Here is a 21653-nt window from a genome sequence, read left to right on the forward strand (position 1 = left end):
TGGACGAAACCGCGCGGCTCCTCCCGACGTCCCCGCGGCAGAGCCGCGACCCGGTCGTGCACCTCCTCCGGACGCACCGGACGCCCCGCGCTCGGTACCCGCGGCGGCGGCCGTACCCCTGCCCTCCCTCAGCTCGGCCCGGGCGACGCCGCACGTGGCTGCGCGCCCCTGCGGAGGTGAGCGGGCGGGCTCGGCCCCTGGGCGGAGCGTCAGACGTGACGGACGCCGGAGGCGATCCGGTCCGCGGCCTCGACCGCTTCGGCGAGGGTGTCGACGACGGGCACGCCCGCCTCCTCCAGGCTGGCGCGGCTGTGCGAACCGCCGGTGTACAGCACGGCCCTCGCCCCGACGTGCGCGGCCGCCACCGCGTCGTCCACCGCGTCGCCGATGACCACCGTCCGGTCGGAGCCGACGTCCTCCAGCGCCGCCAGATGGCGCGCCATCTGGGCGGCCTTGCCGCCGGCGTTGTCACCGGTGGAGCCGTCCACCCGCAGGAAGTGGGCGTCGATGCCGTGCGTGCGGATCAGGGGCAGCAGCATGTCGTGCGGCGCGAGCGAGCACAGCGACTGCGTGTGCCCGGCGGCCTGCCGGGCCGCCAGGAGCTCCGCCGCGCCTTCGGTGAGGCCGACGCCCTCGGCGCGCTCCCAGTAGTGCCGGTGGAACATCGCATCCATCGCCGCCCACTCCTCGTCCGTGGGCAGCCGCCCCATCAGGCGTTCGTAGAAACGGGGGACCGGCACGCAGTACAGGTCGCGGTAGCGCTCCAGGGTGATCGACGGCATACCGGTCTCCGCGAACGCGGCGTTCGTCGCGTCGAGGACGGCGTGGATGTCGTGGAGGAGCGTCCCGTTCCAGTCCCAGACGATGTGGGTGGTGCCTGCGCGCCGCGGAGATGCCATGTGCAGCACCGTACGCGCCGGGTCCGACAGCGCGGTAACGGAATTCCGGCGGCGCACTCCCGGGCCCGTCCGGGCCTGTGGACGCCGGACCCCCGGACGCTCAGCCCTCGGACCCTCAGCCCTCGGACGCTCGGCCCAGCAGGGTGTCGATCTCCTGGGTGGCGAACCACAACAGTTCGTGGTCCTCGGCGCCGTCCACGACGAAGCGGGCGTCGTCGTCGCCCTTGTCGGCCGCACCGAGGGCGTCCGCCGCGGCGGACACGTCCTCACGGGCGTCCTCCGCGTCCACGTGCACCGCCGCCGCCTCGGTGAGGGGCACCGGCCCGGCGACGCGGACCTCGCCGAGCGCGGCGGGGTCGAGACTGCGGTCGGGGTCGGCGGTCGCGGCGCCGTCGGCGACGTCGACCGCGACCACCACACGCACCCGGGGTGCCTCGGGGTCGCAGGCCAGCAGGCGCAACGACGCCTGCGCGGCCCGGTTGAGGGCGGCGTACTCCAGCTCCTCCAGGTCGTCGGAGACGTACCACTCGCGCAGACCCGGTGTCACGGCGTAGGCGTCGAAGGAATCCTGACCCAGTGCGCCGGAGCGGTGCGCGGCGGCGAGAGCGGGAAGGGTCAGGGGGACGTAGACGCGCATGGCTGCCGCTTTCGTGTATCGCCGTTCCGACTGCCCCGTCAGCATACGGTCCGTCGTTCACTCCTGCGCCCGCCGCCGGTACGACCGGTCCGCCCGCCGGCCGGGGCGGGCGGGCCCGGTATCGGAGCGTGCAGCGCGCGAGCGGGACCCCGCCCGTCAGCGCCCGACAGCCGCCCACCCGGATAGGTGCATCACGCTCCGCGACGACGCGGGCGCGCCGTGCGTTGCGGCCGACGACGGGACGCCGCTAGAACCTGGGGCTACTGACGAGTAGTCATCTCGTGCAGCACCCATCACGGATCGGGGGAGAACCCATGCCCAGCACCTGTGACCAGCGGCGCACACCCGGCGGCGAGCCCGCAGTCCCGCCGGTGCCGCAGCCGAGGCGGCCGCACGCCGACGAGCAGCGGACGCACCCGCCGTCACCGGCACCCTCACGCTCCGCGACCGCCGCTCCCTCCGCTGCCCCGGACGGCCCCGGTGCCCGGACCGACGGGGCCGACGGGAACGCCGGGGCGGGCGGGAGCGCCGGGACCGCCGGGGAGGGCGCGAACGCCAGGGACCGCGCCGCCGCAGGCCGGGCCGCGGGCGCCGCACCACCCGGTGCCCGCACCCCCGTCGGGCCCGGCGTACGGCGGCGCGCCCCCGCCCGTACCGCCCCGCCGGGACGGCGGGACCCCCGGCGCCCGGGTGCACGCGGCGGCGTACGGACGGCCGTACGCCCCTCCCCCTCGCGGTGGTTCGCCGAGCAGCTGGTCGAGGTGCTCAGCGGCCGGCGGCCGGTGCACGCCCTGCTGGGCCACGCCCGCGGGACGGCCTTCGACCAGGTCGTCGCCCTCGCGGAACGGGCGCCGCTGCGCCCGGACGGCGCGGACCGACGGGCCGCGGTGCTGGCGTCGGTGCGCAGCATGCGCCTGGAGGACGACGTGATCGAGGCCAGCGCCCGGATCAGCACCGGCGGCCGCGAACGGGCGATGGCGTTCCGGCTGGAAGCCGGCGAGGACCGGCGCTGGCGGTGTGCCGCGGTCGAGCTGGGCTGACGCGAAGCGGGCCGGGCCCGTGCCCCGGTGCGGAGCACGGGCCCGGCCCGTCGGCGGGCGGGCGCGCCCGGGGCGCGCCCGCGGCCGTTCACTTCTTGCGGCGACGGCCGCCCTTCTGCGCCTTGCGCCGCTCCGCGCGGGTCATGCCGTCGGCGGCGGACCGCACCGGGCCGTCACCGGTCGGCATCTCGCCCTCGACGACGCCGCCCTCGGCGGTGGGGGCCGAGAAGTGCAGCCGGTCGGGACGCTGCGGCGCGTCCAGGCCCTTTGCACGGATCGCCGGGGCGGGCGCGGCGCCTGCCGGGACGGCGTCCTTCTTGCCCCGGTCCTCGGCCGCCTCGCGCTCCGCCACGGGGACCTCCTCGACCTGCCGCTCGACCTGGACCTCCAAGTTGAACAGGTAGCCGACGGACTCCTCCTTGATGCCCTCCATCATGGCCTGGAACATGTCGAAGCCCTCGCGCTGGTACTCCACCAGCGGGTCCTTCTGCGCCATGGCACGCAGGCCGATGCCCTCCTGGAGGTAGTCCATCTCGTAGAGGTGCTCGCGCCACTTGCGGTCCAGGACGGAGAGCACGACGCGGCGTTCCAGCTCGCGCATGATCTCGGAGCCGAGCTCCTTCTCCCGCGCGTCGTACTGCTCGTGGATGTCGTCCTTGATGGACTCGATGAGGAAGTCGGAGGTGACACCCGCCAGGTCGCCGGCCGCCTCCTCCAGCTCGTCCACGGTCACCTGCACCGGGTAGAGCTGCTTGAAGGCGCCCCAGAGCCGGTCGAGGTCCCACTCCTCTGCGAAGCCCTCCGACGTCTCGGCCTCGACGTACGCCTCGATCGTGTCGTCCATGAAGTGCCGCACCTGCTCGTGCAGGTCCTCGCCCTCCAGGACGCGGCGACGCTCCCCGTAGATGACCTCGCGCTGCCGGTTGAGCACCTCGTCGTACTTGAGGACGTTCTTCCGGATCTCGAAGTTCTGCTGCTCGACCTGCGACTGGGCGGAGGCGATGGCACGGGTGACCATCTTGTTCTCGATCGGCACGTCGTCCGGGACGTTGGCCATGGCCATCACGCGCTCGACCATCTGCGCCTTGAACAGCCGCATCAGGTCGTCGCCCAGGGAGAGGTAGAACCGGGACTCGCCCGGGTCGCCCTGACGGCCGGAACGGCCGCGGAGCTGGTTGTCGATGCGACGCGACTCGTGCCGCTCGGTGCCCAGCACGTACAGGCCGCCGAGGTCCTTGACCTCTTCGAACTCGGTCTCGACGGCCTTCTCCGCCCGCTCCAGCGCGGCCGGCAGCGCCGCCGACCACTCCTCGGAGTGCTCCACCGGGTCCAGGCCCTTGGCCCGCAGCTCGTCCTCGGCGATCTCGTCCGGGTTGCCGCCGAGCTTGATGTCGGTGCCGCGGCCGGCCATGTTCGTCGCGACCGTGACGGCGCCCCTGCGGCCCGCCTGGGCGACGATCACGGCCTCCCGGTCGTGCTGCTTGGCGTTGAGGACCTCGTGGCGCACGCCCCGCTTGTTGAGCTGCTTGGAGAGGTACTCGGACTTCTCCACGGAGGTCGTGCCGACCAGGACCGGCTGGCCCTTCTCGTACTTCTCCGCGATGTCGTCGACGACCGCGTCGAACTTGGCGACCTCGGTGCGGTAGATCAGGTCGGCCTGGTCCGCACGGGCCAGCGCGCGGTGCGTCGGGATGGGGACGACGCCCAGCTTGTAGATCTGGTGGAACTCCGCGGCCTCGGTCATGGCCGTACCGGTCATGCCGGACAGCTTGTCGTACAGCCGGAAGAAGTTCTGCAGGGTGATCGTGGCGAGCGTCTGGTTCTCGTCCTTGATGTCGACCTGCTCCTTGGCCTCGATGGCCTGGTGCATGCCCTCGTTGTAACGGCGGCCCGCGAGGATACGGCCGGTGTGCTCGTCGACGATCATGACTTCGCCGTCCATGACGACGTAGTCCTTGTCCTTCTTGTAGAGCTCCTTGGCCTTGATCGCGTTGTTGAGGTAGCCGACGAGGGGCGTGTTGACGGACTCGTAGAGGTTGTCGATGCCCAGCCAGTCCTCGACCTTGGCCACGCCGGTCTCGTGGATGCCGACCGTGCGCTTCTTCTCGTCGACCTCGTAGTCGCCGGTCTCGGCCTTCCCCAGCCGCGGGTCGCCCGGCTCGCCCTTCTCCAGGCGCTTCACCAGCTTGGCGAAGTCGCCGTACCACTTGGTGGCCTGGTCCGCCGGGCCGGAGATGATCAGCGGGGTGCGGGCCTCGTCGATGAGGATGGAGTCCACCTCGTCGACGATCGCGAAGTTGTGTCCGCGCTGGACCAGCTCGTCCTTCGACCACGCCATGTTGTCGCGCAGGTAGTCGAAGCCGAACTCGTTGTTGGTGCCGTAGGTGATGTCGCACCCGTACTGCTCGCGGCGCTGCGCCGGCGTCATGTTCGCCAGGATGCAGCCCACGCTCAGGCCCAGGAACTGGTGGACGCGGCCCATCCACTCCGAGTCGCGCTGGGCGAGGTAGTCGTTGACGGTGATGATGTGGACGCCGTCACCGGAGATCGCGTTGAGGTACGCGGGCAGGGTGCCGACCAGGGTCTTGCCCTCACCGGTCTTCATCTCCGCGACGTACCCGAGGTGCAGCGCGGCGCCGCCCTGGAGCTGCACGTCGTAGTGCCGCTGGCCGAGGACGCGCTTGGCCGCCTCACGGACGGTGGCGAAGGCCTCCGGCATCAGGTCGTCGAGGCTCTCGCCCTCCGCGTACCGCTCCTTGTACTCGTCGGTCAGAGCCCGCAACTCGGCGTCGGAGAGATCGACGAAGTCCTCTTCAATGGAATTCACCTGCCGCGCGATGCGGTCCAGCTTGCGCAGGATCTTTCCTTCACCTGCGCGCATGAGCTTGCCGAAGACGGACACGTAGGGTGACTCCTTGCCGGTCGGGCCTGGCACGTCTGGTGCGCGGGCACGGCGGAGCAGTCCCCCGCCGCACCGGCCATCGTAAGACAGGGGCGTAGCCCCCTGTACCCCCAACGTGCCGGACATCCGGAACGTGCCGGGTACGGCGGGCCGGACGGGCACGGGAGAATGCCGTCATGGAGCCCATCACCCTCACCACCGAGCGCCTCGAACTGCGCCCGTTCACCGAGGCCGACGTCGACGCCGTCGCCGCCGCCTGCCAGGACCCGGAGATCGCCCGGTGGATACCGGTACCGGCGCCGTACCGCCGGGAGGACGCGCTCGAGTTCGTGACCCGCGTCAGCCCCGCCGGCTGGCGCGACGACACGATGTACAACTTCGGCTACTTCACCCGTGAGGACGGCGCTCTGGTGGGTTCCATGGGGCTGGTGCGGCTCGCCCTGCTGCACGCCCCCGAACGCCAGGCCGAACTGGGCTTCTGGGCTGCGAAGGAGCAGCGCGGCCGGGGCTACACGGCGGAGGCGGCGCGCGCCGTCGTGGACTGGGCCTTCACCGGGCTGGGTGTGGAACGCATGGAATGGGTCGCCGCGGCGGGCAACGAGGGCTCCCGCGCGGTGGCCGCACGGGTCGGCTTCGTCATGGAAGGTCTCCAGCGCGGGCGCCTGGTGCACCGCGGCGTCCGGCTGGACGCCTGGATCGGGGCCCTGCTGCCCGGGGACTGGGGGCGCGCCTCCGTGACGCCGTACGAGCCGGCGGTCTGAGCCGCCGCCGCACGCGACGGGATCTGCTGTCAGTGCGGCGCTCTAGGGTGTGCGGCATGACTCCCGAGCTCTCGCTGACCGCGGACGAGGCACGACGCGTCGCGCTGCGCGCCCAGGGCCTGCTGGGTGCGCCGGACCGGCGCGGCGGCGTGCGCGGGGTGCTCGGCAGACTCGGGGCGGTGCAGCTCGACACCATCTCCGTGCTGGCCCGTTCGCACGAACTGGTGCCGTACGCCCGCCTCGGCGCTGTCGGACGGCAGCGCGTCGAGGACGCGTACTGGACCGGCGGTCACTCGTTCGAGTACTGGTCGCACGCGGCCTGCATCCTGCCGATCGAGGAATGGCCGCACTTCGCCTTCCGCCGCCGCGCCATGAGCGCCAAGGGACACCGCTGGCACCACCTGGAGGACAAGGAGTCGTCCTGTGCGGCGGTCCGCGACCGGCTCAAGACCGAAGGGCCGCTGACCACCACGGAGCTGGGCGGCGGCAAGAACGGCGGCGAGTGGTTCGACTGGTCGCAGACCAAGATCGCCGTGGAGTGGCTGCTGGACACCGGCGAGGTGGTCTGCACCGAGCGGCGCGGCTGGAAGCGGGTCTACGACCTGGCCGAGCGCGCGGTCCCCGACGCCCTGCTGCACGACGACCTGGACGACGCCGAGTGCGTACGCCGCCTGGTGGCCCAGGCCGGGTCGGCCATGGGCGTCGCCACCCGGGCCGACCTGGCCGACTACCACCGCCTCAAGGGTGATCAGGTGGCGTCCGTACTGCCGGACACCGGCCTGGTGCCGGTGGAGGTGCAGGGCTGGCAGAAGCCCGCCTGGGCCGACCCGCAGGCCCTCGCCTCCCCGCCGCGCGGTAGGCACCGCACCACGCTGCTCTCCCCCTTCGACTCGCTCGTCTGGGACCGCCCGCGGACGCTGCGCATGTTCGACTTCACCCACCGCCTGGAGGCGTACGTGCCGCGGCCCAAGCGGCTGCACGGCTACTTCGCGATGCCGCTGCTGGCGGGCGGGAAACTGCGGGGCCGGGTCGACCCGGCACGGGAGGGGACGACGCTGGTCGCACGGCAGCTGTCGCTGCGGGGGCGGAGCGCGGTGGAGCCGATGGCGAAGGCGCTGCGGGAGGCCGCGGAGTGGGTGGGCTGCGACGCGGTGCGGGTGGAGCGGTGCGCACCGGAGGAGTTGCGCGGGCCGCTGGATGCGGCGCTGCGGGACGCTTCCTGACGGGGGAGGTCTTCTGAGGGGGAGGGCTTCTGACGGTCCGGACCCGCCGCCGGTCGGCGGACGCGGGCAGCCGGCCTCGGGCGCCCTCAGCGGATCTCGAGGATCTTCTCCCGCATCGCGTAGACCACGGCCTCCATCCGGGAGTGCAGCTGAAGCTTCTCCAGGATGTTCCGGACGTGGTTCTTCACCGTGTTCTCGCTGATGAAGAGTTCCTTGGCGATGTCGCGGTTGTTCTTGCCGGTGGCGACGAGCTTGAGGACCTCCAGCTCGCGGTCGGTCAACCGGGGCGCCGGTACCAGCTTGCTCTCGTCCGTGCGCTGGATCATCGACTTGAACTCGGTGAGCAGCTTCGCCGCCATGGAGGGGCTGATCTGGGACTGCCCGTCCGCGACGGCGCGGATGGCGGTGGAGACCTCGTCGGTGGAGATCTCCTTGAGCAGGTAGCCCGTCGCGCCGGCCTTGATCGCGTCGTAGAGGTCGGCCTCCTCGTCGCTGATCGTCAGCATGATGATCTTCGCGCTGGGAGCCACCTCCTTGAGCGCCGTACACGCCTCGATGCCGCTGCGCTTGGGCATCCGCACGTCCATCAGCACGATGTCGGGCAGCAGGTCGGCGGCCACCTCCACGGCTTCGGCGCCGTCACCGGCCTCACCGACCACCTGGATGTCCTCCTCCTGCGCGAGGACGATCTCCAGACCGCGCCGGAACAGCGCGTGGTCGTCCACGACGAGGACCCGGATCGGCTCCTTGCGCGAGGGGTCGTGCGAGCCCGCAGCCTCTTCCGCGTCGGGCGCTCCCGCGGGTTGCCGTGCGCCCGGCACGGACATCGCGGGCCCGAAGCTGTCCGCCATCGATTCCTCCCCCAACGGGCTCGGCCGCCCCAACGCCGTTTGGAGAACACGCCGGTTGACGGTCCGGCCATCCTCCCATGCCGCAGGGCCCGCGTCCGCCCGGCACCGACGTGGGGCGCCCCCGGCCGGGTCTCCCGTGACCCGGCCGGGGGCGCGGCGTCGGTCAGCCTCCGAGGGCGCCGCCCGCTCCGAGCGGAGCCTCCTCGGCGAACGGATCCTGTTCCAGGTGGATCACGCCGTAGTCGTAGCCGTGGCGCCGGTAGACGACGCTGGGGTTCTTGGTCTCCGAGTCGACGAACAGATAGAAGTCGTGGCCCACCAGCTCCATTTCGTAGAGCGCCTGGTCGAGCGTCATGGGTGCGGCGGCGTGGGTCTTCTCCCGTACGACCAGGGGGCCTTCCCCCTGGACCTCGAGCGGGCCGACCCGCGTGGTGTTCGAGTTTCCGTCGTCTTCCGAGGTACGAGCCGCCGCGGACGCGGCATCCATCTCCCCGTTGAGTTCCGCAGCCAGGTGCGCCGTCGCCGCGGCCACGCTGATCGGGGCGCGGTGGCCGCCGCGGTGCACCCGGCGCTTGTCGTGTTGCTTGCGCAGGCGTGCCTCGAGCTTTCCGGTGGCAAGGTCGAGCGCCGCATACGGATCAGAGGCCGAAGCCTCGGCGCGAATGACCGGGCCGCGGGTGCGCAGGGTGATCTCCACCCTGTCGGAACGGTTGGCCTGCCGGGGGTTGTGCTCCTTCGAGACCTCGACATCAAGGTTGATCACCTTGCCGTCGAGCTTCTGGATCTTCTCCAGCTTCTCGGCCACGTGCTTGCGGAACCGGTCCGGCACCTCTGTCTTCCGGCCCTTGACGACGATGTCCACGCAGAACTCCGTTCCCGGACGCTGCTTCGCGCTGAGCGCGGCGCGCCCTTTGTGCACTGACGCCGGAGGTTCACGGCCGCTGCCGGTCACGCTCCGGCACAAGGTCGGGTTGCGACTTCACCTCCTCCTCCCCCACTCGGAAGATCGTCATCCCTCTCCGAACGTACCTCCGGTGGAGGACGCCCGGCACCCCTTACTGACACGTACCTCCGATCGGGCGAATATCACCTGTCCCACCGGCAACGACGGGCCGCGAGGGGTGGTTCCGTCCGCCGGCCGCGACCACGGCGCCGGCCGGAAGGACTCCGGTCCGCTCCGTGACCACCCGTGACGCCTCGGCGAGCGAGGCACCCGTGGTGATCAGGTCGTCCACCAGCACCACGAGCGGCTGCACCGCGCCGGGTCGGCACCGCGCCCGCGGCGACAACAACCGCGCCGCACCGGGCGCCGTCTCCAGCGCCCCGGACAGGTTCGCCGCGCGGCGGGCGGCCGTCAGTCCCGCCTGGTCGGCGACCTTCCGCCGCTGCCGCAGCACCGGCACGACGCGGGCCGGCTCCCCCGCGCGCCGCAGGGCGGCCGCGGCGGCGGACGCGACCCGTCGCACCGGGTCGTGGCCGCGTGCGGCGACGGAGCGGCGCGCCGAGGGCACCGGCACCAGCAGCACCGGACGGCACGCGCCGCTCCCGGCCACGGCGGCCCGTACGGCTCCCGCCAGGGCACGGCCGAGGGGCTCGGCCAGCGGCAGCGCGCCTCGCTCCTTGTGCGCGAGCAACACGGCCCGGGCCTCGTCGGCATAGGGCAGCGCCGCGTGGACGGAGGGCAGTCCGACGGGGGCGGGCGACGGACGCACCGGGCGCGGAACGGCGCGCCCGAGCAGCGCGCGGCAGCGGGTGCACAGCCGCCGGGAGGCCCGAGCGACGCCGCACCCGGCACAGCCCCCTGGCAACACCAGGTCGGTCAGCTCCTGCCACAGGGCCTGCATGAACCCAGTCTCCCAGCGGCCGGACACCCCCACCAGTCCTGTGGAAAAGCCCGTCGGCACACGCTCCGAGCTGCGGCGACACCGCGTCACCGGACGACTCCGCGTCGGCCCGGTCAGCCGGGATAGACGGGTGCGCCGCCGTCCTCCGAGACGGTCTCCCAGTCGCCGTCCGGTGGCGTCAGCCGGACGATGCCGTACTGGGACTCGGCGAAGAGCGGCATGTTCTCGCTCTCCGAGGCCGCGACGCTCTCCACGTCGTTGATGCCGGGCAGCGGCGGCTGGTGTGCCGTGGACCCGTCCGTGCCGACGTACTGCAGCTGCTGCACACCGCGCGACTCCCGCCCCACCACGACGAGTTCGCTCGGACCGGACCACGACATCGCCACGACGTCCTCGAGTTGCGGGGCGACCCGCTGGAGGGCGGCGACGGTGACCGACGGGTCCTCCCGCGTCCCCTCCCGCTCCACGCGGCCGAGTTGCAGCGAACTGGTGCCGTCGGGGTTCTTGATCCGCAGCGCGATCCGCACCCCGTCGGAGGAGATCCGCAACGACTCGATGCGCTCGTTCCTGGCGAGGCCCGGCACCGAGACGGCCTCGGCCTCCCCCTGACCGCCGGGGAGCCGGAGCAGCCGCGGGTCGCGCGGATCGCGGTCCGCGATCCACAGGTCGCCCAGCCCGTCCCAGCTCGGCGCGCTGAGCCGGTCCTCTTCGCGCACCGCCCGGCTCGCGAGCACCGGCTCCCCGGACTCCTCCTTGGCCGGGGACTTCAGCGACGCCGACACGTACAGCGCCCGCCCGTCCCGGGAGACGGCCGCGCCCATGCGCTCGTCACGGCTCACACCGACCGACCGGAACTCCACCCGGCCGCTGCCCAGCAGGCCGGGCACGACCCGGGGGCGGTTCGACGTCCGGTCCATGGTGGCGACCCGGTGTTCCGCATCCACCATGTACGGCGAAAGCGTCCCGTCCAGCCTGCCGGGCGCGTAGAACCGCGCCTCGTCGCCTTCGAGTTCGCAGATCTCGCCGTCGGGGCCCCGGAGCGCGACGCTCGTCACCTTCGACGAGGCCTGCGACTGCACGCTGTGGAGCACCTGCGCGGCCATCCGTTCGCACCGGGCGCCGCCGGCCTTCGCCCCCGCCCGGTTGAGCCGCACGGTCACCGCCCCCGAGTCCTGCACGGTCACGCTGTTTCTGCGAGCCAGCAGCGTGTCGTCGGGAAAGGCGGTGCGCACGACCGGGTCGAGCCAGTCGGTGGGGCCTTCGAGCAGGGCCCGCACCGTGTCGGCGACGGGTTCGATGCGCGACCGGACGTACACCGGCTGGGCCACCAGCACGTCCTGTCCCCGGTTCACGGACGGGGCTCCGGGGCCGAGCCGCGCGAAGTAGTAGATGTCCACGGAGCGGTAGATGCGCTCGAAGTCGGACGATCCGAGGACGAGGCCGTCGGGGAGCCGGTCGATGCGCCAGCCCTCGCCCTCGACCTCGGTCAGGTGGAAGGCGTCGGTGAGCCGGCCGCTGTCGGGCCGGTAGGCGTGCCGGGTGTCGAGCCGCGCGGCCCGCTCCCCGGTGACCATCACCGTGGAGCCGTTCTTCCTCGCCCCGTCGGGGACGCCGCCCTCGGTGACCGGTCCGCGCTCGAGCACGGTGGTCCCGGCGAACGGATCCCATGCCTTCGCGGCGTCCTTGGTGAGGTACTCACGAGCCGTGCTGAAGCCGGGCTCGTCGCTGGTGGTGGCCTCCAGGAAGCCGCGCACGATGTCCTGCGGCTCCCCGCCCTTCTGCGGGCTGAGGCCGTACACGCGGACCCGCGACTCCTGCTCGGCCCGCTGGGAGGGCTCGACCGGGGTGACCTGGCCGTCGGCGGGCATGGAGGCGCACCCGGACAGGAGAAGGGCGAGGGACAGCAGCGCACCGACGCCTGTGCGGCGCCGTCGGTCAGCCCTCATCCTCCGTCTCCTCTCCGCGGCCGCCCTGCCCGTTCGCGGACACCCGGTTGCGGGGCGGCAGCACCCCTTCTGCGCCGCGGCGGCGGCGCGAGTCGGCGGGCTCCAACGGTATCGGCGAGCCGCTCAGCGGATCGCCCGCGGTGCGCGGCAGCGTGAGCCGGAACTGCGAACCGCCCCCCGGCTCGCCCCAGGCCTGGAGCCAGCCGCCGTGCAGCCGCGCGTCCTCCAGGGCGATCGCCAGCCCCAGCCCGGTACCGCCGGTGGTACGGGCACGGGCGGGATCGGCGCGCCAGAAGCGGCTGAACACCCGGTTGACCTCGCTCGGCTTCAGGCCGATGCCGTAGTCCCGCACCGCGACCGCGGCGGCACCGCCGCCGGCAGCCAGACGTATCACCACATCGCGTCCCTCGCCGTGCTCTATCGCGTTGTCCAGCAGGTTGCGCAGCACCCGCTCCACCCGGCGGCCGTCGGCCTCGACCATCACCGGCTGCTCGTCCCCCAGCACGCGCACCGGGCTGCCGGTGCGTTCGGCGAGCGGCGCGCAGCCGTCCACCACGCGGTGCACCACGTCCCGCAGGTCGACGGGACCGGCCTCCAGCGCCGCGGCGCCCGCGTCGAAGCGGGAGATCTCCAGCAGTTCGCCCAGCAGCGACTCGAACCGGTCGAGCTGGCCGAGGAGCAGCTCCGCCGAACGGGCCGTGACCGGGTCGAAGTCGTCCTTCGCGGCGTGGATCACGTCCGCGGCCATCCGCACGGTCGTCAGTGGCGTCCGCAGTTCGTGCGACACGTCGGACACGAACCGCCGCTGCATCCGGGACAGCTCCTCGAGCTGGTGGATCTTGCGGTAGAGGTTCTGGGCCATCTTGTTGAACGACTCCCCCAGACGGGCGATGTCGTCCTCGCCGGCGACCTTCATCCGCTCCCGCAGCCGCCCGGCCGCCAGCCGTTCGGAGATGCCCGCGGCCATCCGGACCGGGGTGACCACCTGGCGTACGACCAGCCAGGCGATGGCGCCGAGCAGCGCGACCACGAACACCCCGGCGGTGATCAGCGTGCCCTTGACCAGGTTGAGCGTCTCCTGTTCCTGGGCGAACGGGAAGACGTAGTAGAGCTGGTACGGATTGCCGTTCAGGTCGCTGACCCGCTTGCCGATGATCAGCCCGGGCTCGGTGGCGCCGCCGGGACGGTGCACCAGGGCGAACTGCTGGTAGGTGCCGTCCTTCGTGTCGAGCGTGCTCCGCAGCTCCGCCGGGATGGTGCGGACCGGGTCCACGTCGTCCGAGGCGCGCGGGCCGAGCGGACGAGTCCCCTGGTCCAGGGAGGGCGGCGAGTCGTCGGGGTCGGAATTGAGCACGACCACGGAGAAGACGCCCTGCCCGCCGCTGGAGAGCTGCTCGGCCAGGCTGTTCAGCCAGGGACCGGCGGACTGGTCCACGGGACCGTCCGCCGGGTCGGAGCCGCCGTCGGTGAAGCCGCGACCGCTGGAGGCGTCCGCCACCTGCTGGGCGAAGGCGAAGCCGCCGGCGGCCTGGCTCTGCGCCGCCTGCTCCTTCGCCTCCCGCAAACCGTTCCGGACCTGGCCGGTCACCACGATCCCCAGCAGCACCACCACGCACAGCGACATCATCAGCGTCGCCGCGACCACCCGGAGCTGGATGTTCCGGCGCCACAGGCGCACGGCAGGCAGCAGCGGACGGCGAATCAGCCGGACCGCCATCCGGAACACCGGATGGGAGCGGGTCCCCGTCGCCCCCTCGGGCAGCAACCCCTCGGAGAACAGCGCACCGCCCGCCCGCCACAACCGCGCCATGCGGGACCCGTCCGGCCTCTCGGGCATCTCCGTCACCTGTGCGGGCTCGTCAGCCCGGTCCGGCCTTGTACCCGACGCCGCGGACGGTGACCACGATCTCCGGCCGCTCCGGGTCCTTCTCGACCTTCGACCGCAGCCGCTGCACGTGCACGTTCACCAGCCGGGTGTCGGCGGCGTGCCGGTAGCCCCACACCTGCTCCAGCAGCACCTCGCGGGTGAACACCTGCCAGGGCTTCCGGGCCAGTGCCACCAGCAGGTCGAACTCCAGCGGGGTCAGCGCGATGGACTGCCCGTCGCGCTTCACCGAGTGGCCGGCGACGTCGATCACCAGGTCGCCTATGGCGAGCTGCTCCGGGGCGGGCTCCTCCGAACGGCGCAGCCGCGCCCGGATGCGGGCCACCAGTTCCTTCGGCTTGAACGGCTTGACGATGTAGTCGTCGGCACCGGATTCCAGACCGACCACCACGTCGACGGTGTCGCTCTTCGCGGTCAGCATGACCACCGGTACCCCTGACTCGGCACGGATCAGGCGGCACACCTCGATACCGTCCCGGCCGGGCAGCATCAGATCGAGCAGCACCAGGTCCGGTTTCGTCTCGCGGAAAGCGGCGATCGCCTTGTCGCCGTCCGACACGAACGACGGTTCAAAGCCTTCGCCGCGCAGCACGATGCCGAGCATCTCTGCCAGTGCGGTGTCGTCGTCGACGACGAGGACGCGTCCCTTCATGAGTTCATCATCCCATTGCGCGATCGTGACGCTCCCGTCGGTGGTGCGGAACACACCGCCGCGATCCCGTCACGACCGACCGGGGAGACCACACCACGTTCCGTCACGATGGCCGTGACCAGCTCGGCGGGCGTCACGTCGAACGCCGGGTTGTACGCCTCGGCGCCCTTCGGCGCGTTCGCGGTCACCTCCTCCGCCGACCGCTGCTCGATCTCGATGGCCGCGCCGTCCGGCGTCTCCGGGTCGATGGTCGTCACCGGGGCCACGACCAGGAACGGCACCCCGTGGTGCCGGGCGAGCACCGCCAGCGGGAAACTCCCCACCTTGTTCGCCGTCGAGCCGTCCGCCGCGATCCGGTCCGCGCCGATCAGCACCGCGTCGACCCGGCCCGCCGCGAACAGCGAGCCCGCGGCACCGTCCACCAGCACGCTGTACGGCAGGCCGTCCCGCTCCGCCTCGAAGGCGGTCAGTCGCGCCCCCTGCAGCAACGGCCGCGTCTCGTCCACCCACAGGCGCTCCAGCCGCTCCGCCCGGTGCACCGCCCGGGCGACCGCGAACGCCGTGCCGCCGCCGCCCGAGACGAGGGAGCCGGTGTTGCAGTGCGTCAGCAGCCTCAGATCGCGCGCGCCCCGGCGGTCGCCGAGCAGCGTGTTCAGCAGCAGGTCCCGGCCGTGCTCGGCCATCCGGTCGCTCGCCTCGGCGTCCTCCGCGTGCAGGGCACGGGCCTCGGCCAGGGCCACCGCCGCGGCCGCCTCCGGCCCGGCGCCCTCCGCGACCGCCCGGCCATGGGCACCCTCCACCCGGCGCGCGCCGTACCCCAGGTTCACCGCGGTCGGCCGGGCGCCGGCCAACACGCCCGCCGCCTTCGGCACGTCCTCCCCGCGCGCGGCGGCCAGCGCCACCCCGTACGCGCCCGCTATGCCCAGCAGGGGCGCGCCCCGCACCGCGAGGGACCGGATCGCGGAGACCAGGGACGGCACGTCGCCGCACCGCAGCTCCGCCTCCTCGGCAGGCAGCCGCGTCTGGTCCAGGAGCAGCACCGCGGGGCCCTCGGGTGCGTCCGTCCACCGGAGTACCGGAACACTGTGATCTGTCATCCGCCCAGTCTGCCCCGCACCGGCGCGGCGCAGAAGGCGCACGACCCGCAGAGGCCCCACCTCTAGGGCGTGATCCAAAAGAAACGCCCGGCCGCCACCGGTCGTGGCACGATGGCAGCGAACCAGGCGAAGGAGTGGCAGAAATGAACGATTCTCCGGGCTGGGCCTCGCCCGGATCCTCCCCGTCCGAGCCCTCGAAGGGCGCCGAGGGGAGTCCGGCCGACGACGCCTCCCGGACCCCGCCGCCCGAACCGCCGGGCGCGGGGCGGCAGGGACGGCCCGGCGACCAGCCGGAACGTCCCGACGCGCAGCCTGGGCGCGTGCCGGGGAACGTGCAGCCGGGGAAGTGGTCGGCCGAGCAGCCGCCGGCTTCCGCGGGCGGCGGATGGGGCGCCGCCCCGCCGCACCCGGGCGGGCCGGGGCACCCGGCGCCCGGGCAGCCGCCGGGGTGGGGAGCCTGGAACCAGTGGGGGCGCCCGCCCGCCGCCAAGCCCGGCGTCATCCCGCTGCGGCCGCTCGGCGTCGGGGAGATCCTCGACGGCGCCGTGTCCACCGCCCGCGCCCACTGGCGCACCGCCCTGGGGGTCGCCCTCGGCGTCGCCGTGCTGGTGCAGCTCGCGTCCACCGTCGCCAACGGCATATGGCTGCGCGGCAACGACGGGCTGGAGGCCCTCGAGAACAACCCGCGACCCAGTACGGACGAACTGCTCGACGCGATGAGCGCAACGTTCAGCAGCGCCGGAATCACCCTCCTCGCCACCCTCGTCGGCACGGTCATCGCCACCGCGATGCTCACCATCGTCGTCAGCCGCGCCGTCCTCGGCCGCACGGTGAACATGTCGGAGGCCTGGCGCGAATCGCGGCCCCAGCTCGGCCGCATGCTCGGCCTCACCGTGCTGGTCATGCTGATCGTGACGGGCTCGGTCCTCGCCGGAACGCTGCCGGGGATCGTTCTGCTGGCCGCCGGCGCCACCGTCGCCGGAAGCGGCCTCCTCCTCCTCGGCATGATCGGCGGCGCCGCCTGCGGGATCTGGCTGTGGATCCGGTACTGCCTGGCCGCACCGGCGCTCATGCTGGAGCGGCAGCGCGTCACCACCGCGCTGCGCCGCTCCGCCAAGCTCGTCCGGAACAGCTGGTGGCGCATCTTCGGCATCCAGATCCTGGCCTGGCTCCTGGTGCAGATCGTCAGTCTCATCGTGCAGATCCCGTCCTCGGTGCTCGCCTCCGTCATCGAGGGCGACGGCCTCCGCGACGTCGTCCTCAGCGGCTCGCTGACGTTCTCCTGGACGTACCTGATCATCGTCGGCATCGGCGGCGTCCTGGCCATGACCGTGACGCTGCCCCTCAGCGCGGGCATCACGGCCCTGCTCTACATGGACCAGCGCATCCGCCGGGAGGCCCTGGACCTGGAGCTCGCACGCGCCGCGGGCGTCGACGCGAGCGGTTCCGCGCCGCCCGGTCCGGCGGGGAGCTGACGCACATGCCGGGGGGTTCCGCCGTGGCCCGCGTCCTCGGCGAGGACGCCCCGCCGGTCACCACGCCGCGCGAACCCGCCCGGCGCGACGCGGAACGCGAACTCTCCGAGCCCGTCTACCACCGCGACGACCCGAGTCTTCTCGAGCAGGCCGTCGACTGGGTCTGGGAGAAGCTGGGCGAGCTGCTCGGCTCCGCCGTGGACGTCGTGCCCGGCGGAGCCGTCGGCGTCACGGTCCTGGTGGGCGCCCTGGTGCTGCTGGTCGCCGCCCTGTGGGCACGCCTGGGCACCCCCCACCGGACAACCGGCCCGGCCCGCCCCGCTCTCTTCGAGGACCGCCCCCGCACCGCCGACGAGCACCGCGCCACCGCCGACGCACACGCGGCCGCCGGGCGGTGGAGCGAGGCCGTACGCGAGGCCATGCGGGCACTCGTGCGCTCCCTGGAGGAGCGGACGCTGCTCGACCCCCGTCCCGGCCGCACCGCCGACGAGGCGGCGCACGAGGCCGGCCGCCTGCTGCCCGCCCAGGCAGGCGCGCTGCGCGACGCCGCCGTCGCGTTCGACGAGGACACCTACGCCGGGCGGGCGGCGCGGCAGGACACCTACCGCCGCATCCGCGACCTGGACGAGACCCTCCGCCGGACCACACCCACACTCACCGGCGCCGGAAGCGGGAGCGGCACCGGCACCGGCACCGGGAGCGACCGGTGAGCCGTCCGACGACCTCCGTCTCCCCCACCGCCGGGCACGTCTGGGCACGCCTGCGCGGCCTGCTGGTCGCCGCCGCGATCCTCGCCGTGGCCGGCGTGACGCTCGCCGCGCTGCGTTCCGGAGAACACCACGGCGCGCTGGACCCGCGCTCCCCGGACGCGTACGGAAGCCTGGCAGTCGCCGAACTGCTCACCGAACGCGGCGTCACCACCACCGTCGTGACCACCGGCGCCGAGGCCGCGGCCGCCGCCGGACCGGACACCACCGTGCTGGTCACCCGACCGGACGTCCTGAGCCGCGAGCAGCTGACGTCACTGCGCGCGGTGGCCGACACCGGCGGCCGTACCGTCGTGGTCGGTGCAGGCCCGCGCGCCACGTCCGTCCTCGCGCCAGGCATCGAGGCGACGAAAACCAGCGCGGCTGCGGAGGCCACCCCGCCCCGCTGCGACCTGCCCGCGGCCCGACGCGCGGGCGACACCGACCTCGGCGGAGTCCGTTACCGCACCGCCGACGAGACCGCCCACGCCTGCTACCCCCGGGACGCGCGGCCGACCCTGGTGGTCACCGCGTCGGAGAGGGGCGACGGGGACACGGTCCTCCTCGGCACGCCCCACCCGCTGCACAACGACCGGCTGGACGACCACGGCAACGCCTCACTCGCCCTCCAACTACTCGGCTCACGACCGCAGCTCGTCTGGTACCTCCCTTCGCTGTCCGACTCCGCCGCCGACCGGGGCGGCCCGGACGGCTTCTTCGACCTCCTTCCCGGCGGCTGGCGCTGGGGCCTCCTCCAACTCGCCTTCGCCGCCCTGCTGGCAGCCCTCTGGCGGGCACGTCGCCTCGGGCCACTGGTACCCGAACGCCTCCCGGTCGTCGTCCGGGCTTCCGAGACCACCGAGGGCCGTGCTCGCCTCTACCGTCAGACGCAGGCCCGCGACCGCGCCGCCGAAGCTCTGCGCGAAGCGAGCCGTCGACGACTGGCACCCCTCGTGGGCGTGAGCACCACGCAGGCGGACGCGCCCGAGCGACTCCTGCCGGCCCTGGCCCGGCACCACAGCGGGGACGTGCATGCACTGCTCTTCGGTCCCGCCCCGGCCGACGACCGGGCGCTGGTCCTGCTGGCGGACCAGCTCGACGCCCTCGAAGGCCAGGTCGGCCACCGACCGACCGCACCACCTCCGTCGCCCGTCACCGCACCACCGACAGACAAGGACCGCACCTCGTGAGCGTCCCCTCCGCAGACAGCGCCCGCAGCGCACTCGAGGCGCTGCGCACCGAGATCTCCAAGGCCGTCGTCGGACAGGACGCCGCCGTCACCGGCCTCGTCATCGCCCTGCTGTGCCGAGGCCACGTCCTGCTCGAGGGCGTCCCCGGCGTCGCGAAGACGCTGCTCGTGCGCGCCCTCGCCGCCACGCTCGAACTCGACACCAAGCGCGTACAGTTCACGCCCGACCTGATGCCGAGCGACATCACCGGATCCCTGGTGTACGACGCCCGGGCCGCCGAGTTCTCCTTCCAGGCCGGCCCTGTTTTCACCCACCTTCTCCTCGCCGACGAGATCAACCGGACTCCCCCCAAGACGCAGGCGTCGCTCCTGGAAGCCATGGAGGAACGGCAGGTCTCCGTCGACGGGACACCCCGACCGCTGCCCGATCCGTTCCTCGTCGCCGCCACCCAGAACCCGGTCGAGTACGAGGGCACCTACCCCCTTCCCGAGGCTCAGCTCGACCGCTTCCTGTTGAAGCTCAACGTGCCGCTGCCCTCCAGGGAGGACGAGATCGGCGTCCTCACCCGGCACGCCGACGGCTTCGATCCTCGCGACCTGTCCGCCGCCGGCCTGCGTCCCGTCGCCGGCCGGGAGGCGCTGGACGCGGCACGCAGGGCCGTCGCCGGGACGTCCGTTTCGGCGGAGATCACCGGTTACGTCGTCGACGTCTGCCGCGCCACCCGCGAATCCCCCTCTCTCTCCCTCGGTGTCTCTCCCCGAGGCGCCACCGCTCTGCTCGCCACCGCGCGTGCCTGGGCCTGGCTGACCGGCCGCGATTACGTCATTCCGGACGATGTGAAGGCTTTGGCCCTTCCCACCCTCCGCCACCGGATCCAGCTCCGTCCGGAAGCGGAGATGGAAGGCGTCAGCCCGGACAGCGTCATCCATTCCGTCCTGGCCCACGTGCCGGTCCCCCGCTGAGGCCTGGCCATGGCTCTCACCGGACGCGCCGCTCTGGTCGCAGCTCTGGGCGCGCTACTCGTCGGACTGGTGTTCCCCGGCTGGGCCGGCGTCCTGGCCGTGGAACTCCCCCTGCTCCTCGCCATCGTCTACGACCTTCTCCGCGCCGCGCCAGTACGAACGCTCCATTTCACCCGTTCCGGTGACACATCAGTTCGACTCGGTGAGAGTGCGACGGTGACCCTGCTGGTCACCAACACCTCCTCCCGTCTGCTGCGTGGCGTGTTCCGCGACGCCTGGCCCCCCAGCGGCGGCGCCGAGAGCCCGGAGGCAGGGCGCTCCTCCCGCCACCGGCTCGACGTCCCGGCGGGCGAACGCACGCGACTCACCACCCGCCTCCGGCCCGGCCGGCGCGGCGACCTGCGTTCGGCTCGGGTGACGGTCAGGTCCCTCGGCCCTCTGGGGCTCGCCGCACGGCAAGGCGGCCACGACGTTCCCTGGACGATCCGCGTGCTGCCCCCGTTCGAAAGCCGCAGACATCTCCCGGCCAAGCTCGCGCGGCTCCGCGAACTGGACGGACGCACCAGCATCCTCACCCGGGGCGAGGGCACCGAGTTCGACAGCCTCCGCGAGTACGTCCCGGGCGACGACACCCGGTCGATCGACTGGCGTGCGACGGCGCGGCAGTCCGACGTCGCCGTCCGTACCTGGCGTCCGGAGCGGGACCGTCACGTCCTCGTCGTCCTCGACACCGGTCGTACGGCAGCGGGCCGCGTGGGCGACGCGCCACGGCTGGACACGGCGATGGACGCCGCGCTGCTGCTGGCCGCCGTCGCCTCCCGGGCGGGCGACCGCGTGGATCTGCTGGCTTACGACCGTCGCGTCCGGGCCACCGTGCGCGGGAAGTCCGCACAGGACGTACTGCCTTCCTTCGTCTCGGCGATGGCCCCGCTGGAAGCGGAGTTGGTGGAGGCCGACGCCCGAGGGCTGGCGTCCACCGCACTGCACATGGCGCGCCGGCGCTCGCTGATCGTGCTCCTGACCGGCTTGGAGACCGCCGCCGTGGAGGAGGGTCTGATGCCGGTACTGCCGCTGCTGACGCAGAGGCACACGGTGCTGGCCGCGGCGGTGGCCGACCCGCGACTGGAGGAGATGACTCGCAACCGGGGTTCGGTGGACGCGGTGTACGAGGCGGGAGCGGCGACGCGCGCCCAGGGGGAACGCCGCAGCGCGGCCGATCTCCTGCGCCGCCACGGAGTGACGGTCGTCGACGCGACGCCCGGCGTTCTCGCGCCGCGCCTGGTCGACGCCTACCTCGCGTTGAAGGCCGCGGGACGTCTGTAAGCGCTTGCGCGTACGGGTGCCGGAACCGGTTCCGACATTCACCGCCCCGGGCCCGAGGCTGAACACCGGGTCTGGAAACGGCGAAAGCCCCGCCGGCCCGAAGGCCGACGGGGCTCCCGTCAATGATTGTTCGGCGGCGTCCTACTCTCCCACGAGGTCCCCCTCGCAGTACCATCGGCGCAATAAGGCTTAGCTTCCGGGTTCGGAAAGTAACCGGGCG

Annotated in this window: 18 protein-coding genes and 1 rRNA gene; 8 read left to right on the forward strand and 11 right to left on the reverse strand. The window is 72.9% G+C overall.

Annotated features, from left to right (window positions below):
- Window positions 1-209: 209 nt before the first annotated feature.
- Both RM572_RS23090 and RM572_RS23095 read right to left on the reverse strand, forming a co-directional pair.
- Window positions 210-899, reverse strand: a complete 690-nt coding sequence (locus RM572_RS23090) for an HAD family hydrolase (RefSeq protein WP_311675334.1) — start codon at window positions 897-899, stop codon at window positions 210-212.
- A gap of 115 nt (window positions 900-1014) precedes the next feature.
- Window positions 1015-1536 (reverse strand): DUF6912 family protein, encoded by a 522-nt coding sequence (locus tag RM572_RS23095; RefSeq protein ID WP_311675335.1) that lies wholly within the window; start codon window positions 1534-1536, stop codon window positions 1015-1017.
- Window positions 1537-1850: 314 nt separating this feature from the next.
- On the opposite strand from RM572_RS23095, the gene RM572_RS23100 reads away from it, so the two are divergent.
- A complete protein-coding gene (locus RM572_RS23100) occupies window positions 1851-2576 on the forward strand; it encodes an Rv3235 family protein (protein WP_311675336.1) in 726 nt (241 codons plus the stop codon).
- 88 nt (window positions 2577-2664) lie between these two features.
- Here RM572_RS23100 and secA read toward each other — a convergent pair whose 3' ends face one another.
- Window positions 2665-5478: a preprotein translocase subunit SecA gene (secA, locus tag RM572_RS23105; RefSeq protein ID WP_311675337.1), complete on the reverse strand. Its 2814-nt coding sequence runs from the start codon at window positions 5476-5478 to the stop codon at window positions 2665-2667.
- Between the two features lie 176 nt (window positions 5479-5654).
- Between secA and RM572_RS23110 the strand changes: the two genes are divergently transcribed.
- Complete coding sequence (locus RM572_RS23110) at window positions 5655-6239, forward strand: GNAT family N-acetyltransferase (protein ID WP_027764963.1); 585 nt, start codon at window positions 5655-5657, stop codon at window positions 6237-6239.
- Between the two features lie 56 nt (window positions 6240-6295).
- Window positions 6296-7462: a winged helix-turn-helix domain-containing protein gene (locus RM572_RS23115; protein ID WP_311675338.1), complete on the forward strand. Its 1167-nt coding sequence runs from the start codon at window positions 6296-6298 to the stop codon at window positions 7460-7462.
- 86 nt (window positions 7463-7548) lie between these two features.
- Here RM572_RS23115 and RM572_RS23120 read toward each other — a convergent pair whose 3' ends face one another.
- The 7 genes from RM572_RS23120 to mtnA form a co-directional block, all read right to left on the reverse strand.
- Complete coding sequence (locus tag RM572_RS23120) at window positions 7549-8313, reverse strand: response regulator (protein ID WP_027764965.1); 765 nt, start codon at window positions 8311-8313, stop codon at window positions 7549-7551.
- Between the two features lie 163 nt (window positions 8314-8476).
- On the reverse strand, window positions 8477-9175 hold the full coding sequence (gene hpf / locus RM572_RS23125) for a ribosome hibernation-promoting factor, HPF/YfiA family (RefSeq protein WP_027764966.1): 699 nt from the start codon (window positions 9173-9175) through the stop codon (window positions 8477-8479).
- Between the two features lie 193 nt (window positions 9176-9368).
- Window positions 9369-10157, reverse strand: coding sequence for a ComF family protein (locus RM572_RS23130; protein ID WP_311675339.1), 789 nt, complete (start codon window positions 10155-10157; stop codon window positions 9369-9371).
- A 113-nt stretch (window positions 10158-10270) separates the two neighbouring features.
- Window positions 10271-12103, reverse strand: a complete 1833-nt coding sequence (locus RM572_RS23135; protein WP_311675340.1) for an LpqB family beta-propeller domain-containing protein — start codon at window positions 12101-12103, stop codon at window positions 10271-10273.
- On the reverse strand, window positions 12093-13940 hold the full coding sequence (gene mtrB, locus RM572_RS23140; RefSeq protein ID WP_394813687.1) for an MtrAB system histidine kinase MtrB: 1848 nt from the start codon (window positions 13938-13940) through the stop codon (window positions 12093-12095). The genes RM572_RS23135 and mtrB overlap by 11 nt, the downstream gene beginning before the upstream one ends.
- Before the next feature lie 22 nt (window positions 13941-13962).
- A complete protein-coding gene (gene mtrA / locus RM572_RS23145) occupies window positions 13963-14640 on the reverse strand; it encodes a two-component system response regulator MtrA (protein ID WP_027764968.1) in 678 nt (225 codons plus the stop codon).
- The gene (gene mtnA, locus RM572_RS23150) at window positions 14637-15737 is read right to left on the reverse strand and encodes an S-methyl-5-thioribose-1-phosphate isomerase (RefSeq protein ID WP_311675341.1); all 1101 of its coding nucleotides are present in this window, start codon (window positions 15735-15737) and stop codon (window positions 14637-14639) included. Before mtnA ends, mtrA begins: the two co-directional genes overlap by 4 nt.
- A gap of 143 nt (window positions 15738-15880) precedes the next feature.
- Between mtnA and RM572_RS23155 the strand changes: the two genes are divergently transcribed.
- Genes RM572_RS23155 through RM572_RS23175 form a run of 5 tightly spaced genes read left to right on the forward strand, consistent with a single transcriptional unit; the run spans window position 15881 to window position 21433 of the window.
- Window positions 15881-17212: a DUF7544 domain-containing protein gene (locus RM572_RS23155; protein WP_311675342.1), complete on the forward strand. Its 1332-nt coding sequence runs from the start codon at window positions 15881-15883 to the stop codon at window positions 17210-17212.
- Window positions 17213-17217: 5 nt separating this feature from the next.
- Window positions 17218-17922 (forward strand): DUF4129 domain-containing protein, encoded by a 705-nt coding sequence (locus tag RM572_RS23160; protein ID WP_311675343.1) that lies wholly within the window; start codon window positions 17218-17220, stop codon window positions 17920-17922.
- On the forward strand, window positions 17919-19148 hold the full coding sequence (locus RM572_RS23165; protein WP_311675344.1) for a DUF4350 domain-containing protein: 1230 nt from the start codon (window positions 17919-17921) through the stop codon (window positions 19146-19148). Before RM572_RS23160 ends, RM572_RS23165 begins: the two co-directional genes overlap by 4 nt.
- Window positions 19145-20110 carry an AAA family ATPase gene (locus RM572_RS23170; protein WP_311675345.1) on the forward strand — a complete coding sequence of 322 codons (966 nt, stop codon included), beginning with the start codon at window positions 19145-19147 and terminating at the stop codon, window positions 20108-20110. The genes RM572_RS23165 and RM572_RS23170 overlap by 4 nt, the downstream gene beginning before the upstream one ends.
- A 9-nt stretch (window positions 20111-20119) precedes the next feature.
- Window positions 20120-21433 (forward strand): DUF58 domain-containing protein, encoded by a 1314-nt coding sequence (locus RM572_RS23175; protein WP_311675346.1) that lies wholly within the window; start codon window positions 20120-20122, stop codon window positions 21431-21433.
- 128 nt (window positions 21434-21561) lie between these two features.
- Here RM572_RS23175 and rrf read toward each other — a convergent pair.
- Window positions 21562-21653: ribosomal RNA gene (gene rrf / locus RM572_RS23180) — 5S ribosomal RNA — on the reverse strand; the annotation flags it as partial.

It is taken from the genome of Streptomyces hazeniae, from assembly GCF_031845485.1.
Taxonomy (GTDB): Bacteria; Actinomycetota; Actinomycetes; order Streptomycetales; family Streptomycetaceae; genus Streptomyces; species Streptomyces hazeniae.